Origin of the sequence: Bacillus sp. Marseille-Q1617 (genome assembly GCF_903645295.1) — a bacterium.
GTDB lineage: Bacteria > Bacillota > Bacilli > Bacillales > Bacillaceae_B > Rossellomorea.
Genome location: NZ_CAHJXM010000001.1, coordinates 1,785,836 through 1,802,621, shown reverse-complemented (window position 1 = coordinate 1,802,621; position 16,786 = coordinate 1,785,836). Strand labels below are relative to the sequence as shown.

The following is a 16,786-nucleotide window of genomic DNA, read 5'->3' as shown; positions in this document are numbered from 1 at the left end:
TTTCTTTTCCTTCATGATTTTATTATATGTAATGTTAGAAGTTCTGTCAATGAAATGTTAGAAATTCTTACATGGAAACTCAAAAGAAAAGGATAGTCGATTTTAGACTATCCAATTAATACTTTAATATCCGTTATGAATGGTTATTAAACCTTTTTCCATTAAATTATCCAAGGCCGAACATACGGCTATTTTCACATGTGAATAGGTCAGTCCACCTTGTACATATGCGGTATAGGGTGGTCTGATCGGTCCGTCTGCAGATAATTCTATACTTGAACCCTGGATGAAAGTCCCCGCAGCCATGATGACATCATCTTCATATCCGGGCATATAATTCGGATACGGCGTAAAATGCGAATTGATCGGAGAAGCAAATTGAATGGCCTGGCAAAAAGAAATCATCTTTTCTTTGTCGTCAAATTGCACGGATTGTATAAGGTCTGTACGTTTGTCACCAGGGGCAGGATTGGTATTCATTCCGAACTCTGTCAGCATGGCAGAAGTGAATACAGCTCCTTTCAAGGATTGTGCGACTACATGTGGTGCAAGGAAAAAGCCTTGGTACATCTCCTGAAGACTATAGAGGGAAGCCCCCGCTTCAGATCCGATGCCAGGGGAGGTCATTCTGTATGAACAAGCTTCCACCATATCTTTTTTCCCTACAATATAACCACCTGTCTTGGCCAGGCCGCCACCCGGGTTTTTGATTAAAGACCCGGCCATGAGATCAGCCCCGACATGACATGGCTCAAACCCCTCTACAAATTCACCGTAACAATTATCTACAAACACTACGATTTCGGGGTTGATTTCTTTGACAAAGCGAATCATTTCTTCTATTTCTTCAATTGTAAAAGAAGGACGGTTGGCATATCCTTTAGAACGTTGAATCCCTACCATTTTAGTTTTTGAGGAAATGGTTTTCTGGACATTTACAAAGTCCACTTTTCCAGAATCATTCAGTTCCACACAGTCGTACGAAATGCCAAAATCCTTCAAAGAACCGGTACCTTCCCCTCGTATTCCTACTATTTCTTCCAGGGTATCATAAGGTTTACCGGTAATATACACTAATTCATCACCAGGTCTTAACACACCAAATAATGCAATGGAAATGGCATGTGTCCCTGAAATGATTTGAGACCTGACCAATCCGGCTTCACCGCCGAAGACATCTGCGTAGATACTTTCAAGCGTGTCCCGGCCTATATCGTCATACCCGTAGCCGGTAGACGGGATGAAGTGCGAGTCACTTACTTTGTGCTTTTGAAACGATCTGAGTACTTTGAACTGATTCATCTCAGCACGTTCATCAATCCCTTTATGTATTGAATGAATTGAGGTTTCCACTTTATTTACCAGAGGTTTTAAAACCTCTCCATGCACTAATTGTTCAAACATTACTTGCTTCCCTTCTGCTTTTGAAATTTCTTGATGCTTCCTCTTATTTGGTGATCTTCAAGATGATACCCGACTATTTCGTACGATTGGGATTCCTCCAGGAATTCGAGTTTTTTTAAAATTGTTTCATTCTTAAGCTGCGAGAGAACCTTCCCTTCACTTGCAGGTATCATTACGTGATAAGGATCCATTTGATTCTTAACCATCTCTTCAACCTTTAATAACAGCTGTTTACGGTCTTCACTATCTATGGCGCTGACCATGATCTGACCTGCACCACTCACCGGCACAAACTCAGGATGACTTATATCCCGCTTATTGTAAACCGTCAGCACGGGCAAACCTTCCATTCCAAGGTCCTTAAGGAGCGATAGTACGGTTTCTTCATGCTGATGGTAATCGGGATTCGAACTATCCACTACATGTAGAAGGAGATCAGCTTCTTTCACTTCTTCAAGAGTGGAGCGAAAGGCTGCTATGAGGGAGGTAGGCAGATCTTGTATGAATCCCACAGTATCCGTCAGTAAGGTATAATAGCCGCTGGGTAACACCATTTTCCTTGTCATCGGATCCAATGTGGCAAAGAGCTGGTCCTCTTCATACGAATCAGCTACCGAAAGGCGGTTGAATAAGGTGGACTTACCTGCATTCGTGTACCCGACGAGGGCTGCTTGAAAGGCTTTATTTTTCTTTCTTCTTTCACGATATCTTTCCCGATGCTCCACAATCGTTTGAAGCTGCTTTTTGATGTCATCGATTCTGCGGTGGATATGTCTTCTGTCGCTTTCGAGCTTGGTTTCACCGGGTCCTCTTGTACCGATTCCCCCACCCAGCCTTGAAAGGGAAGTACCTTGTCCGATTAAGCGTGGAAGCAGGTACTGAAGCTGAGCTAATTCTACCTGCAGCTTCCCTTCACGTGACCTGGCCCGCTGAGCGAATATATCCAAAATAAGCTGAGTCCGGTCAATGACCCGTGCATCCAGCTCTTTTGACAGATTTCGTATCTGACTGGGGGAAAGCTCATCATTGAAAATGATGATGTCAGGCTCAAACTGATCTTCCAGAGCCGAAAGCTCCTCTACCTTTCCTTTTCCTATATATGTACTCGGATGAATCCGGTCCCTTTTTTGAGATAATACCGCCAGCACTTCCCCCTGAGCCGTCTCAGTCAACTCTTCAAGCTCTTTCATGCTATATTGAAAGCGGAGGTCATCTTCTTCCAGCTGACAACCGACTAACAGGATTTTTTCCTTCATATCTTTTTTCAATAAGCACCCTTCTTTCGATTCGTATTGTTGTATAAATCCCATCTTATCAAAAGTAATTCACAAACACTATGTTTAAAGTCATGAAAAATGGTTACAAATGAATTTTTTCATGATAAAATCAGTATGTTTGAATTAAAGAGATTAGTAATTTGTCTACATAGATTACGTATAGGGTTAGGAGGCTTGAGTATGACCTGGGAAGTTTTGAGTATCATCGGAACCATTGCATTTGCTGTATCTGGTGCCATCATAGCCATGGAAGAAGAATATGACATTCTAGGTGTATATATACTGGGGATCGTCACTGCTTTTGGCGGTGGGGCCATCAGGAATTTACTTATCGGTGTTCCGGTTTCCGCTTTATGGGAACAGGGGATGCTGTTTCAAATTGCCCTTCTAGCCATAACGGCTGTTTTTATATTTCCGAATAACCTGTTAAAACATTGGAGGCGCTGGGGAAACTTTTTTGATGCCGTAGGCCTTTCTGCTTTTGCAATTCAGGGTGCCTTATATGCGTCTGAAATGAGTCATCCACTATCAGCAGTCATTGTGGCGGCCGTTCTGACTGGAAGCGGCGGAGGTATCATCCGTGATCTTCTAGCCGGGAGAAAGCCCCTTGTTCTACGTTCTGAAATATATGCTGTCTGGGCGGTATTGTGCGGTGCAGCTGTTGGTCTCGGGATTGCAAGTTCTTCATTTGAACTCTACACTTTATTCATTCTGACGACAGCGCTGCGTGTCCTGTCATACTTGTATAAATGGCGATTACCCAATAGAAGTCTCCGGGCACATGGGTGATTCAACATAAAAAAGCATTCATTTATATGAATGCTTTTTTTATGTTTTCATAGGATTACACCTATCAATCATTATTAATCTGCAGTACTTTTAGTAAAAATCAGATCATTGCTTCTGATGGTGATTAAATCATTCCTGCTGTAACAATTCTCCAAGAGAAGTCTCATCGCTTGGGCGCGGATCGATTTTTCCAATATGTTTCTAACGTATCTCCCATTTGAAAATGCCATGGGTGACAGTGAATTTTTTGCTGAGTGCAAATGCTCACGGATCTTCCTTTCGGCATCTGAACTTAATAAGTATTGCTTTTCGTCAAGCATCCGCTTTCCGATTTCCATCAATTGATCTACGGAATAATCTGGAAAATGAAACACCAGCGGAAACCTGGACTGAAGCCCCGGGTTTAACGTGAGGAAATGATCCATTTCCTTTGAATAACCCGCAAGTATGAGGATGAACTCATGTTGTTTGTCTTCCATATGTTTAACAAGGGTATCGATCGCTTCCTTCCCGAAATCCTTTTCTCCCCCTCTTCCCAAGGAATACGCTTCATCGATGAATAAGATCCCGCCTAATGATTTTTTGATCAAGTCCCTTGTTTTTTGGGCAGTATGACCGATGTACTCCCCGACCAAGTCTGCCCTCTCAGCTTCGATTAAATGACCTTTTGATAACACATTCATCTTTAAAAATAATTTGCCGATTATTCTTGCTACAGTCGTCTTCCCTGTACCCGGATTCCCTTTAAACATCATATGAAGAGCTTGCTTACCTGCTTTCAACCCCATTGCTTCACGCTTTTTATTCACATATATCCATGCATAAATTTCTTTCACCATCTTTTTCATTTCTTCCATTCCGACAAGAGACCCTAACTCTTCTTCGATCTCCTTTAATGCCACATGCTCTTGAGGAAATGATTGGGGCAGGGTATCGGGCTTAAGTGTATCCCGTACTGAATTACGTTTCTGTGAATTAAGCACAATACTTATTTGTCCATTATTTTTCATTCTCATTGGTTGTTGTTCCAAAAATTTCACCTCACCATTCTACAGACAGTATACTCTTTGAGGCCTTTTGGGTGACAAACGCCTATTTATCCTCTTCTCTATTTCGACATACCGACATCCATGAAAGAAAAGTAAATGAAAAAAACGCAGAATTGTGTCATATCTTGCGCTTTCCCGAGAAATATACAGAAATCTGAACATTATTACCATCGAACAAGAATCGAACCCGCCTTCCCCTTATTATGGTAGTGAAAGGGGAAACAACCAGATGGATTCTCATATCATTCTATTCAAACATTACTCTTTTCATTAATTAAATGTATGATTTTCATCCCAAAAATAAAAAAGCTGCCCGAATCACATCAGGCAGCTCTGTCAGGTTTAATCAGTTAGAACCAGAACTAAACGTTTAATTACTATCTTCAAAATTTATTTGAACATTTCGCTGAGGAGCGAATGTTGAAATCGCATGCTTATAAACAAGCTGCTGTTTCCCTTCACATTCAAATAGAACGGTAAAATTATCAAACCCCTTGACATGACCGCGGATTTGGAAGCCATTCAAAAGGAATACCGTACAAAGTGAATTGTCTTTACGCAATTGGTTGAGAAATTGATCTTGAATATTAATGGATTGTTTCATGTTTAGTCCTCCTCCTCTATCTCTACTTACTAATTCGACTTTAGTTTAAGCTTTCCTGCAATAAATTCGGAAATCTCCTTGATAATTTTTTGATGATGATTTTCATCGGTCACATCAAACCAGTTTACATCCATCTTATTGCGAAACCACGTTAACTGCCTTTTTGCATATCTCCTGGAATTCTGCTTAAGATCCTCGATTGCCCGCTCCAGGCTTATATTTCCTTCCAAGTATTCATATATCTCTTTATACCCGATAGCTTGAACGGATTGAACCTCCCGCACTCCAAGATCAAAAAGAGTTTTAACTTCTTCCAGGAGTCCTTCATCGAGCATGAGATCGACTCTCCTGTTTATGCGGTCATAAAGCTTTTCCCTGTCCATGTTCAAACCAATCAACGCTGTGTCATAAAGCAATTCATGAGATTGACCTACCTGATAATCGGTCATCGTCTTACCGGTACAATGGTAAATCTCCAAAGCGCGGATGACCCTCCGTGTATTGTTAGGGTGGATATTTCTTGCAGCTTCCGGATCAATGCGTCGCAAGTCATCATACAAGGGTGCAATACCGTTTTCCTTCACTTCTTTTTCGAGACTAAAACGATACTCAGCATCTCCCGGTGCCTCCGTAAACTGATAATCGAAAATGACAGATTGTATATATAACCCTGTACCCCCTACAATCATGGGCATTTTCCCACGAGAATGAATCTCCGATATTTTACCTCTGACAAGCTGTTGGAATTCTGCAGCAGAAAACGGTTCCATGGGGTCTCTAATATCAATTAAATGATGCGGAACCCCTGCCATCTCTTTTTCTGTTATTTTAGCAGTACCGATATCCATGCCTTTATAAATTTGCATAGAATCCCCGCTTATGATTTCTGCATTGAACGTATTGGCAAGATGAATGCTTGTTTTGGTTTTTCCAACAGCAGTCGGACCGATGAGTACGATCAATTTTTGTTTGGTAGCATGAGCCATACTTTCACTGCTTTCTATGTAAATCTTCCTTACACATTATCGTACCATAATAGTCTTAAAAATCACATCTTGTAAGTATAACCTTTTTCAATATTTTTAATCATGTTCAATTAAAATAGTCTGATATCCTTCATTCCAAGAAGGATATCAGACCCCCATTCATTCAGCTTTCAACACTAATTTATTTTCACTGTTTACATCAGTCAATGACGTTTTATGATACTCCCCCTGTACCCACGCATCAATTTGATTATCGTACCATTCACTCTTGAAGTGGCCGGCCAGCCCAGGTCCCACAATATGATATCCTTCTGTAAGGTTTGCAGTGTCTACAACAAATCTCCATGAGGCACCATGGTTGACGACCCCATCTTGATTATAACTCGCTGCCTGGACAGTGACCCTGCTTCCGCCGACGGGAACCGGATCTTTACTATTGAAGAACCGTTCTAAAAGCGGAGAGGCACTTGACATGGGATGCTCAAAATAAACCTTGTGGTAATCGCCCCATTTCCATTGTTCCATGGAAGAACCATACCGTTCCCCAATTTCACTTATGGCAGCATCCAATGATTTCTGCAGATACGATTGATATCCGCCAAATGGTTCAAACCATGAGGATACTTCCCCTTCATGAGCTTTTCTCAGCATTTCATCTACTATACTTTGACGCCCTTCAAAAAGATCCATCATTTCCTTTGGTATTTCTTTTTCAAACATATCCATTGATAACGTGTTCATCCAAGTGTGAAACAACAACGGTGCTGCTTCGGATTTATCATCTTTATAGTCCCACTCTTCAAGCACTTTAACAGCTTGGCTTTGGCCTGACGTCAAATCTTTATCTTTTATATCCCTTAATAAAATCGGTACAAACTCTGCAGCGTGCAAATTAATTTGGTCCATTTGAAGATTTTTCATATCCTGTATCGTTAAGTCTTCCTTTTGTTCCAAATACTGAGCAATTCTCATGTACCTGTAAGGTTGAGCCCAGTGATGACTGATATGATAGGGATAACTGTCATCAATGACTTTATTGTTCGCGGTAGCTATAAACCCTTTTTCGGGGTTGACAATCGAAGGCAGTTCATCAAATGGCACAAATCCTTTCCATTCATAATCCGGATCCCACCCTGGAGCCGGTATCAATCCGTCTCCTTTATTACGAATTGGTATTTTCCCATTCGCTTTATATGCAATCGTTCCATCCTTTGCGGCAAAGACAAAGTTTTGAGTAGGTGTATGAAAATCCTCCAGTGCCTTCTCGAATTCTTCCCAATTATTTGCTTTATTAATATTTATGATCGCCTGCAGTTCGAGACCTGGATCTAAAGCGGTCCACCTGAGTGAGAGCGCATGTTCCTTATCCGTTTGATGGGCAAAATCTGAAATAACAGGGCCATGTCTGGTGATGACCACTTCATAAGGAATCACTTCCTCCCCCTTTACAGTGATCGGTTCCTGAATAACGGTCGCTTCTTCCCACCGATCATCATATAGAAAAAGTGTTGAATCTTGTTCATGTTTTTTTTCTATATATAAATCTTGAACGTCCGGACCTGTATTTGTTACTCCCCAAGCGATTTTTTCATTATGACCTAAGATGATTCCCGGAATTCCAGCGAAGATGACTCCACTTACATTCATTTCGGGGGCTTTTAAATGCATCTGATACCAAATGGAAGGCGTACCGAGAGATAAATGCGGATCATCAGCCAATAAAGGCTTTCCGCTTGCCGTTTTCTCCCCGCTAACCACCCAATTGTTGCTGCCGTTAAATTCCGGTGGAATGACCGCTCCGGCAAAAGAGTCTTCTATATCGATTGAAAGCTCCTTGATGGAGGAGAGGATTTCAGGTGCACCTTCCGGATATGACGGGAACAGGTCAAATGCCTTGTCCTCAGAGAGGTTCTTCAGCGCCCAATACCTGAATGCCTGTCCATGCCAATGCCCGCCTAAATCGAATGCCATATATTTTCCGATGGTCAATGAATCGATTGGCGTCCATTTTTTTGGCTTGTATCCCAAGAGAGTGAATTCGACCGGCAGCCGGCCCTCTTCTTCTGCTTCCTTCATGTACGCATTGACGCCTTCTGCATACCATTCCAGGATCTGTTTCGCTTCATCGGGATAGGCTGTATAGGATACTTCCGCAGCCCTCTTGAGCCCTAAAGTCCGAAAGAATTTGTCCCTTTCAACGGTTTTTTTCCCTATGATTTCACTTAATTGTCCCGAAGCCTGCCTTCTGCTTAAATCCATTTGGAATAATCGGTCTTGAGCCTGAACATATCCCTGGGCAATGAACAAGTCCTTTTCTGTTTCTGCCGATATATGAGGTACACCTTGTTCGTCCCTGATAACCTCCACATCTTGAGACAATCCGTTTAAAGCTATCGTTCCGGAAGTCAAGGGTAATGACCTCTCCACATAGAAGTTAACCCCAATGATTCCCCCTCCCGCAAGAAACACCAATATCCCGAGCGTCCAAAATAAAATAGCTATCCGTTTTTTCTTTTTTAACGGTTGAAGCTCTATTCCCCCATTCATCTTACTCCCCCTGTGTATTTTATTGAAAATTCAGAAATGTATCCTTTATTTAATATTAGCTTTTTATTTACGATATCCTTCTTAATTTCAAAAAATGGAAGAGTTATAAAAAACGAAAGAGATTCAGCCCCCTTTCGTTTTTTTTGTTGGCAGTTTATTGGTTTGTATACGTTCTTCATGACCAAAGATGAGACTTATTCCACTTATCAGAAAAAACATGGAGCACCCATAAAAAATATAATGGATGGTAAAGTAATTCAAAAATAGACCGGTCCCCATGACAGCAAAACTAGAGCTCAGGGAAGTCCAAAAATGATAGTTTCCGATCATCTTGCCCCTGCTGCCGGCATGCGGAATATCACTGAGGACCAGCTTTTCACTCGTCTTTTGGACGGCTCCCAGAATACCGAGGATGATTTGGATGAAATAAACTGTCTCTATAGATGTCACAGAAGGTATGAGGAGGAAGAGAAAGCTCATTCCAACAGCATAAAAGATCAATAGTCTCAAACCGCCTGATTGATCCGCCAACTTCCCGATCAAGCGGTGACTGAGTGCTGCACTCAGCGTGAATAACCCGTATGCAAATCCAAAGGAAGAAAATGACCGGCCAATATTCTGTATGAAGAGCAAATAGAACGGAAACGATACACTAGCTGCAGTCATGGCGAAACTTTGGGATAATATGAACCATCTCATAAGCCATACTTCTCATAAAATTGATTCATGAAGCGTTCGTCGGGGTCCAGTTTTCTTTTCTGTTGAAAGAATTCCTCACTATTCGGGTAGGCCTCTTTCATCTGATCTATTGTCGGATACTCATAATAGGGCAAATAATAACTGCCACCATGCTCTAAAGTAATGTCGATCATCCCCCTCACTGTTTCTTCTGTCTCTGCCATATCTTCTTCATTCATTCCTTGATTAATGAGGAGCACCAGTGCAAACATATCCTCTTTAGCGAAAGACATGACTGCCTCATTGTTACGCTCAACATACCGGACAGTAATGTTCAACAAATTTAAATCCCTTTTTTGAAGGTAGGTCCTTAAGTCGTTGATATAATCTTCATATTCATCCACAGGGACAAAATATTCCTGTAGAATATCAGTATTATTCTTTGCTTCATATTCAAGGAATTCCGATTCTGAACGCATGACGTTGTTTCTCGTCACCAATTTCTCATTGCGCTTGAGAAAGAATGCTTTCTGCATGTCCCAGAATGCATCCTTCCCCCAATTGAAATCCCGGGATAACCCGAGCAGGAACTTAGTTAAAAAAGTGAACCTCTCCTCTTTAAGTTCACTGTACACACTGTATTCTTTTTGATTTTCACTTGAATAATAGTCTGTTACATACATCTCTTCCAAAAAGGAATGAGGGGCTGTCGAGATTCTCCCTAAATGCATTTTCACTTTATCTTCAGCCAGTACATTTTCTTTAAAATATTCCGTATACTCTTCGTATGATATTTCTTCCGTTCTCATCGTATATAATTCATCTTCCGTTAATTGAAGTTCACAATCAAGGATGACCCCGAATAAGCCATATCCCCCTATCACCAAAGGGAAATATTCACTGTTTTCAGTCCTGGAAACCTTTATAATCGTCCCATCCGGTTTCAATAATCTGAACCAGTTGACTGTCTCGATTAATGATCCGTTTCTAATATCCCTTCCATGGACATTTACAGAGAGAGAACCTCCTATTGTGAATATATTTTGTGATTGCATCACTTTCACCGCTAAACCATACGGATTCACTGCCCGTTGAATATCATCCCAAGTCGCCCCGCTTTGTACATGTATCGTCTTTTTCCCGGGATCGACATGTAGAATTTCATTATAATCCGTCATATCCAACACAACGCCATCTTGATAATACGTATGTCCCCCTTGGCTGTGCCGTTTGCCCGCAACCGATATCTTTAGATCATTTTCATTCGCATCTGTGATTGTTTCAATCATACTGTTTTCTTCCTTGCCTTTTATCACTTTCTTGATTTTAGTCGGCATTAAACGCCCCACGTCTGATATGACATTTTCTTCTTTTTTGTTTGACGCAATTAATGTAAAAGCTGAAGAGTAAGCAAGTAATAGAATAAGAATGATAAAGATACTCTTTTTCTTTATAGAATTTAAAAACATTCCCAACTCCCCCAGTATGTTCCTTTTAGTGTAATTTTACACTAAAGTTGAAATAATTCAACACTAAATATAAATATCCAACATAATATAGGTACCATTTTTCAAAAGTTAACATAACAGTATTATTGAAAATAAATATACGAATAAAAAAGAAGCCCGGGTTTACCAGGCTTCCTGCGTTGTTTTACATTATTCGCTTGAACATTTTTTCCATTTCATATGTGGAGTAATGAATGATGATAGGGCGTCCGTGTGGACATGTGAAAGGATCGGTCGTCCTCCTCAATTCATCTAACAATGCAAGAATCTCATCATTCCTGAGATAATGATTGGCCTTAATAGAGCCTTTGCAGCTCATCATGATTGCTGCTTCCTCCCGCAGCCTCCTGATATCCACCCGATTCATTTTTAACACCTGCTGAATCATATCTTCGATGGTTTCTTTTTCTTCCCCTTGAGGAAACCATTGGGGATGGGAACGTACAATGAAGCTGTTATGGCCGAACTCTTCAAGGAAGACCCCCACTTCTTCAAGTGCTGATCGGTTTTCATTTATTTTTATATACTCATCAGTGGAATACTCCAATGTCATCGGTACGAGCAGCTCTTGAAGCTCCTTGGCCACCTGACCGACTTTTTCTTTGAAATATTCATATTTGATGCGTTCCTGTGCAGCATGTTGATCAATGATATACAGTCCTTGGTCATTTTGAGCAAAAATATATGTGCCGTGCATCTGTCCCACAGGATAAAGAGGGGGAACCCTGAATGATTCATTAGCTGCTTCATTCAGCTCGACCTCTTTTGTTTGAATCATTTCAGATTCAACGTGCATTGTTTCTTTCGTATCATTAATTAAAGCAGTTGTTTCAGTAGGTAAAGGTGTTTTCTCTTCATTTACCATTTGATGTGAATCATACGTTTGTTTCTTTTTCACATCCCCGATCCCATGGTCTGGTTCAGTCACAGGCCATGAAATGCGCGCTTCTTTCTTTTCGGGTACAGGTCTGTGATCCAAGTCCATATACGTTTGATCAGACTTCGGTTTCGCGGCTCTCTGAACAATAGCTCCAGAAGGAATGAGTTCCTTCCTTTTAAAGATCGTTTTAATCCCATCCGTCACTAGCGTATTTAATTCACTTTCCTTGCTTATACGGACTTCCATTTTGGAAGGATGGACGTTTACATCTACTAGAACAGGGTCCATTTCAATATTTAATAAAACAATCGGGTGCCTCCCAATCGGGAGCAGTGTATGATACCCTTCTCCTATCGCTTTTGCCAAAGCATAATTCTTAATGAACCTCCCATTGATCATCGTGGAAATATAATTTCTTGATGCACGGGTGACCTCAGGGAGAGAGACATATCCATTTATACGGAAGTCAAGTGTACTTACATCAATAGGAACCATTTTCTTTGCGATTCCCACTCCATAGATGGCCGCCAGTACTTGAAGGACATCACCGTTTCCATTCGTATGAAGAAGTGATTTGCCATTATGCAGCAGTTTAATTGACACATCGGGATGAGCCAGCGCAATGCGGTTTACGACGTCACTGATGTTTCCAAGTTCTGTATGAATGGTCTTTAAGTACTTTAACCTCGCGGGAGTATTAAAGAAAATCTGTGAAACTGTGATATCTGTTCCTTTCCTTGAAGAAGTATTCTCCAGTTTCACAATCTCCCCTCCCTGGAGCTCGATGAATGTACCAGGGCCATTTCCCGTACTTGTTTTCAGAGTGAAATGAGAAACTGAAGCGATACTCGGCAGTGCCTCTCCTCTAAACCCCAATGTGCGGATCCGGAAGAGATCATTTTCATCTTTTATCTTACTCGTTGCATGACGCCTGAAAGCTGTCTCAACATCTTCTTCTTCGATGCCATCGCCATTATCAATGATGCGGATGGAGTTGAGACCCGCTTCTTCTATATGAATTTCAATTACGTTTCCATTAGCATCTATACTATTTTCCAAGAGTTCTTTTACGACTGAAGCGGGCCTTTCAACAACCTCGCCCGCGGCAATTTTGTTTGAAAGCGAGTCGTCTAGTTGAAAGATTTTCGCCACGTTTACACCGCCCTTAGTTTTTTAACTTTTTTTGGATTGAATATAAAGTGTTCATCGCATCCAACGGGGTCATTTCAAGTATATCGAGTTTCTTTAGTTCATCCAGGAGTTTCTTTTCTTTTGATTTAACAGGTAAATCATTGGAACCCTTCTTTTCTGTCTGGAAAAAGGATAACTGAGCGATTTCATCATTAACCGGAGCGGCTTCTGATTTTGCATCTCTTCTCAGATCCGCATCCTGTTTGGATAGAGACAACCCGTCTTCCTTTTGTTCAAGCTGGGATAATATCTCGTTCGCTCGCTGAATCAGTGCTGGCGGGAGATCGGCAAGTTCCGCTACATGGATCCCGTAACTTTTATCGGCAGCCCCATCTTTGATTTTGTGAAGGAAAACAAGTTTTCCGTTCTGTTCCATTGCACTGACATGGACATTTTTCACTTTTCTCAATTCTTCTTCAAGGATGGTCAATTCATGATAATGCGTGGAAAACAGCGTTTTTGCACCGATATTTTCATGTATATATTCAATGATCGCCTGAGCAAGAGCCATACCGTCGTATGTGGAAGTTCCACGGCCTATTTCATCGAATAGGATCAAACTCTGCTGCGTCGCATTGACGATTGCATTCTTTGCCTCGAGCATTTCAACCATAAACGTGCTCTGGCCGGAAATCAAGTCATCGGCTGCACCGATGCGGGTAAATACCTGATCAAAAATCGGCAGGTCTGCTTGATCTGCAGGGACATAACAACCGATTTGGGCAAGGATGGATGTAAGGGCTACTTGACGCATATACGTACTTTTACCCGACATGTTAGGTCCAGTGATTAACAGCATTTCCCGTTCTGCATCCATATAGCAGTCATTTGGCACATATTCCTGAGCACCCATGACTTTTTCAACTACAGGGTGACGGCCATCCTTAAGAATGATTTTCCGATCATCATTAAATGAAGGTTTATTGTAATGCCTTTTCTCGCTTACCGTTGCAAAACATTGAAGGACATCAAGTTCACTTACCAGTCTGGCCAATTTCTGAAGACGCGGAATATACTCTTTCACCGTTTCGCGGATCCCTATAAAAAGCTCATACTCTAAATCCACTGATTTTTCATCAGCCTGAAGAATGAGGGATTCTTTCTCCTTTAATTCAGGTGTAATAAAGCGCTCCGCATTTGTTAATGTTTGCTTTCTTTCATACCGTCCCTCTTCTAAATGCTGAAGATTGGCTTTTGTCACTTCGATGTAATAACCGAATACCCGATTAAAACCGACTTTCAATGAACGGATTCCCGTACGCTCTCTCTCTTTTCGTTCGAGTTCTGCAATCCAGCTTTTTCCGTTCTTACTTGCATCTCGATACTGATCCAGCTCTTCATGGTATCCATCCCTCATGAGGCTGCCTTCTTTAATTGAAAGAGGAGGGTTGTCAACCAGTGCCTGTTCCAATAAATCAGTCAGCTCTTCACACGGATCCAATTCTGAGACAAGTTGATCTGTTGCTTCATTTCCCATGGTCTCAACTAGGTGTCTTAAGACAGGGATCTGCTGAAGTGATTTTTTCAACTGGATAAGATCACGTGCATTGACATTCCCGAAGGCGACCCTTCCTGCCAACCGCTCCAAATCATACACTTCTTTTAGACGTTCCCTCAGGTCCTGTCTCTCAAAGAACCTTTCCAAAAGGACTTCAACCACAGTCTGACGTTTTTGGATATCTTTTAATTGGATAAGAGGACGATCTATCCATTGTTTCAGCAGACGTGCGCCCATGGCCGTCATGGTTTCATCAAGAAGCCAGAGGAGTGAGCCTTTTTTTCCTTTGGATCGGATCGTTTCGGTCAATTCGAGATTCCGTTTTGAATAGTAATCCATCTTCATATATTGATAGATATGATAGGTCTCTACTTTCTGCAAATGATCCAGGCTTCTTTTCTGGGTACGGAACAAATATTGAAAGAGCCTGGCGGCTGCCTCTTTCAGTTTATCCTGTTCAAGGGATGCAAGAAGATGAGAGAAAGAAACATCCAGTCTTGTTTCCCCTTCAAATGAAAGTGTAAGCTCATTTCTTTCATTGATCTTTCTTTGAATTTCCTCATCTATATCAAGTGGAAGGACAACTTCTTTTGCCCCAATGGTAGATAGTTCATTTAATAATGTTTGGATCCCATCCGTTACCAAGGTCACTTTAGATTCACCGGTAGTGAGGTCACTATATGAGAGCCCGAAAATAAGGTCGTCAAAAGGTGTCACGGAGGCAATATAGTTGTTCTCCTTATCATTCAATCCCTTTCCGTCCATTACCGTCCCTGGGGTGATAAGCTGCACCACTTCCCTTCGGACGACTCCCTTTGCCTGCTTCGGATCCTCTGTCTGTTCGCATATGGCGACTTTGTAGCCTTTGTCGATCAATTGTTCTATGTAATTAGGTGCTGAATGATAAGGGACCCCGCACATAGGAATTCTTTCCTCGCCGCCCCCATCGCGGCTTGTTAACGTTATTTCAAGTTCCTGGGATGCTGAAATCGCATCATCAAAGAACATTTCATAAAAATCTCCCAAACGAAAAAATAAAAAGGCATCCTGATAATCTGCCTTCACCTGTAAATATTGCCTGATCATAGGCGTATATTGAGTCATGGTCCGAATCAAACCTTTCATGCTAATTCTACTAATCTCGACTATTCATTATATCACAATGACTCAATAACGAGCACGTAACAGATTGAGGAAAAAAGAAAAGCGGAAGGGCTTTGAAGAGAGGCTTATGACATGGGCCACTAAGCCCTGCAGCTGGACAATAAGAAATGCGGAAGGGCTTTGCTCAGAGGCAGGTGGCATAAGACGAATCGGCCATGAAGGCGTTTTTTGCCTTCTTGGACGATTTGGCTTATGACATGGGCCTCTAAGCCCTGCAGCTGGACAATAAGAAAAGCGGAGGCGGCTCGCTCAGAGGCGACAAGCATAAGGCGAAAACATCGGAAAGGCGTTCTTTGCCTTTTTGATGTTTTTGACTTATGACCTCGAGCCTCTAGCCGCCGGAGCTGGACAAAAAGAAATGCGGAAGGGCTTCGCTCTATGCCCTGTTCACACTAAAAAATCGCCACCCTTATAAGGATGGACGATTATGAAGCGGCGAGTGAATAATATTATCCCACTTACCTTTTATGACTCACCTTGCTTTGCCGTTTTAGGAGTTATGTTTTCTTGGGAAGAGTCTCCGCCTTTCTTCTTTTTGGCCGAGTATAGAAATTTGTAAGCAATGTAAAGGATGAGTAATACAGCCCCGCCGATGAAAATATAGTTCTGTACACTGCTCATTAACGCCTGAACCGACTCTAAATGCCCATTTTTACCGACAATTAACATGATAAAGGTAACTGGAAAGATTCCTATAAACGTAAGAACGCCAAACTTTATCTTGTTTACTTTACTTATTCCGGAGGCGTAGGAGATATAATTCCCGATCCCGAGTGGTCGCGAAAGAGCGATGCTCCATACACCATACTTTCTGAACCACTTCTGGGCTTTTTCGACTTTCCTTGTGTTTTTATCATTTGTTTTATCTTTGATTGTATGCTTTATTTTAAATCCGATCACATACGGAATGTAACTGAATACGGTATAAATCAGACTGCTGAAAATAGCAAGACTGATCAGCTTTCCCCATGAGGGGTCAAGCAGATATCCATATGTCAGTGTGACTAATACCCCAGGGAAAGGCAGAGAAGAAGCTTCGATTGCGTTCCCGGCCAACAGTCCCCACATCCCCAGTTCTCTAATCGCATTTATAATAAACTCCAGCATGAGTTACTAACCTCCACGATTTGTTTACCTAACCTTTTCCCTGTTTGTTGGAGAAAAAACTCTACCGCTTCGTTTTTTCCATACATTTTTCACAATAACTGTAA

The 16,786-nt window shown here is 41.5% G+C and carries 12 protein-coding genes; 1 reads left to right on the top strand and 11 read right to left on the bottom strand.

Annotation, left to right across the window (positions count from 1 at the left end; translation table 11 throughout):
• Window positions 1–123: 123 nt before the first annotated feature.
• Both HWX64_RS08920 and hflX read right to left on the bottom strand, forming a co-directional pair.
• Window positions 124–1,404 (bottom strand): methionine gamma-lyase family protein, encoded by a 1,281-nt coding sequence (locus HWX64_RS08920; protein WP_175989114.1) that lies wholly within the window; start codon window positions 1,402–1,404, stop codon window positions 124–126.
• Window positions 1,404–2,660, bottom strand: a complete 1,257-nt coding sequence (hflX, locus tag HWX64_RS08915; RefSeq protein ID WP_175989698.1) for a GTPase HflX — start codon at window positions 2,658–2,660, stop codon at window positions 1,404–1,406. The genes HWX64_RS08920 and hflX overlap by 1 nt, the downstream gene beginning before the upstream one ends.
• Window positions 2,661–2,861: 201 nt before the next feature.
• Between hflX and HWX64_RS08910 the strand changes: the two genes are divergently transcribed.
• Complete coding sequence (locus HWX64_RS08910; RefSeq protein WP_175989113.1) at window positions 2,862–3,470, top strand: trimeric intracellular cation channel family protein; 609 nt, start codon at window positions 2,862–2,864, stop codon at window positions 3,468–3,470.
• Between the two features lie 74 nt (window positions 3,471–3,544).
• Here HWX64_RS08910 and spoVK read toward each other — a convergent pair whose 3' ends face one another.
• The 9 genes from spoVK to HWX64_RS08865 all read right to left on the bottom strand — a co-directional run bounded on the left by spoVK (window position 3,545) and on the right by HWX64_RS08865 (window position 16,682).
• Window positions 3,545–4,486, bottom strand: a complete 942-nt coding sequence (gene spoVK, locus HWX64_RS08905; protein ID WP_175989697.1) for a stage V sporulation protein K — start codon at window positions 4,484–4,486, stop codon at window positions 3,545–3,547.
• A 403-nt stretch (window positions 4,487–4,889) separates the two neighbouring features.
• Window positions 4,890–5,123, bottom strand: a complete 234-nt coding sequence (gene hfq / locus HWX64_RS08900) for an RNA chaperone Hfq (RefSeq protein WP_175989112.1) — start codon at window positions 5,121–5,123, stop codon at window positions 4,890–4,892.
• A 29-nt stretch (window positions 5,124–5,152) separates the two neighbouring features.
• On the bottom strand, window positions 5,153–6,109 hold the full coding sequence (gene miaA, locus HWX64_RS08895) for a tRNA (adenosine(37)-N6)-dimethylallyltransferase MiaA (protein WP_175989111.1): 957 nt from the start codon (window positions 6,107–6,109) through the stop codon (window positions 5,153–5,155).
• A gap of 159 nt (window positions 6,110–6,268) precedes the next feature.
• Window positions 6,269–8,656: a penicillin acylase family protein gene (locus tag HWX64_RS08890; protein WP_175989110.1), complete on the bottom strand. Its 2,388-nt coding sequence runs from the start codon at window positions 8,654–8,656 to the stop codon at window positions 6,269–6,271.
• A 123-nt stretch (window positions 8,657–8,779) separates the two neighbouring features.
• On the bottom strand, window positions 8,780–9,355 hold the full coding sequence (locus HWX64_RS08885) for an MFS transporter (protein ID WP_175989109.1): 576 nt from the start codon (window positions 9,353–9,355) through the stop codon (window positions 8,780–8,782).
• Entirely contained in the window at window positions 9,352–10,803 is a 1,452-nt protein-coding gene (locus HWX64_RS08880; RefSeq protein WP_175989108.1) for an FAD-binding oxidoreductase, read from the bottom strand. Before HWX64_RS08880 ends, HWX64_RS08885 begins: the two co-directional genes overlap by 4 nt.
• Before the next feature lie 184 nt (window positions 10,804–10,987).
• Complete coding sequence (gene mutL, locus HWX64_RS08875) at window positions 10,988–12,874, bottom strand: DNA mismatch repair endonuclease MutL (protein ID WP_175989107.1); 1,887 nt, start codon at window positions 12,872–12,874, stop codon at window positions 10,988–10,990.
• A 13-nt stretch (window positions 12,875–12,887) separates the two neighbouring features.
• Window positions 12,888–15,515, bottom strand: a complete 2,628-nt coding sequence (gene mutS / locus HWX64_RS08870; protein ID WP_175989696.1) for a DNA mismatch repair protein MutS — start codon at window positions 15,513–15,515, stop codon at window positions 12,888–12,890.
• A 525-nt stretch (window positions 15,516–16,040) separates the two neighbouring features.
• Complete coding sequence (locus HWX64_RS08865) at window positions 16,041–16,682, bottom strand: DedA family protein (protein WP_175989106.1); 642 nt, start codon at window positions 16,680–16,682, stop codon at window positions 16,041–16,043.
• Window positions 16,683–16,786: the final 104 nt, after the last annotated feature.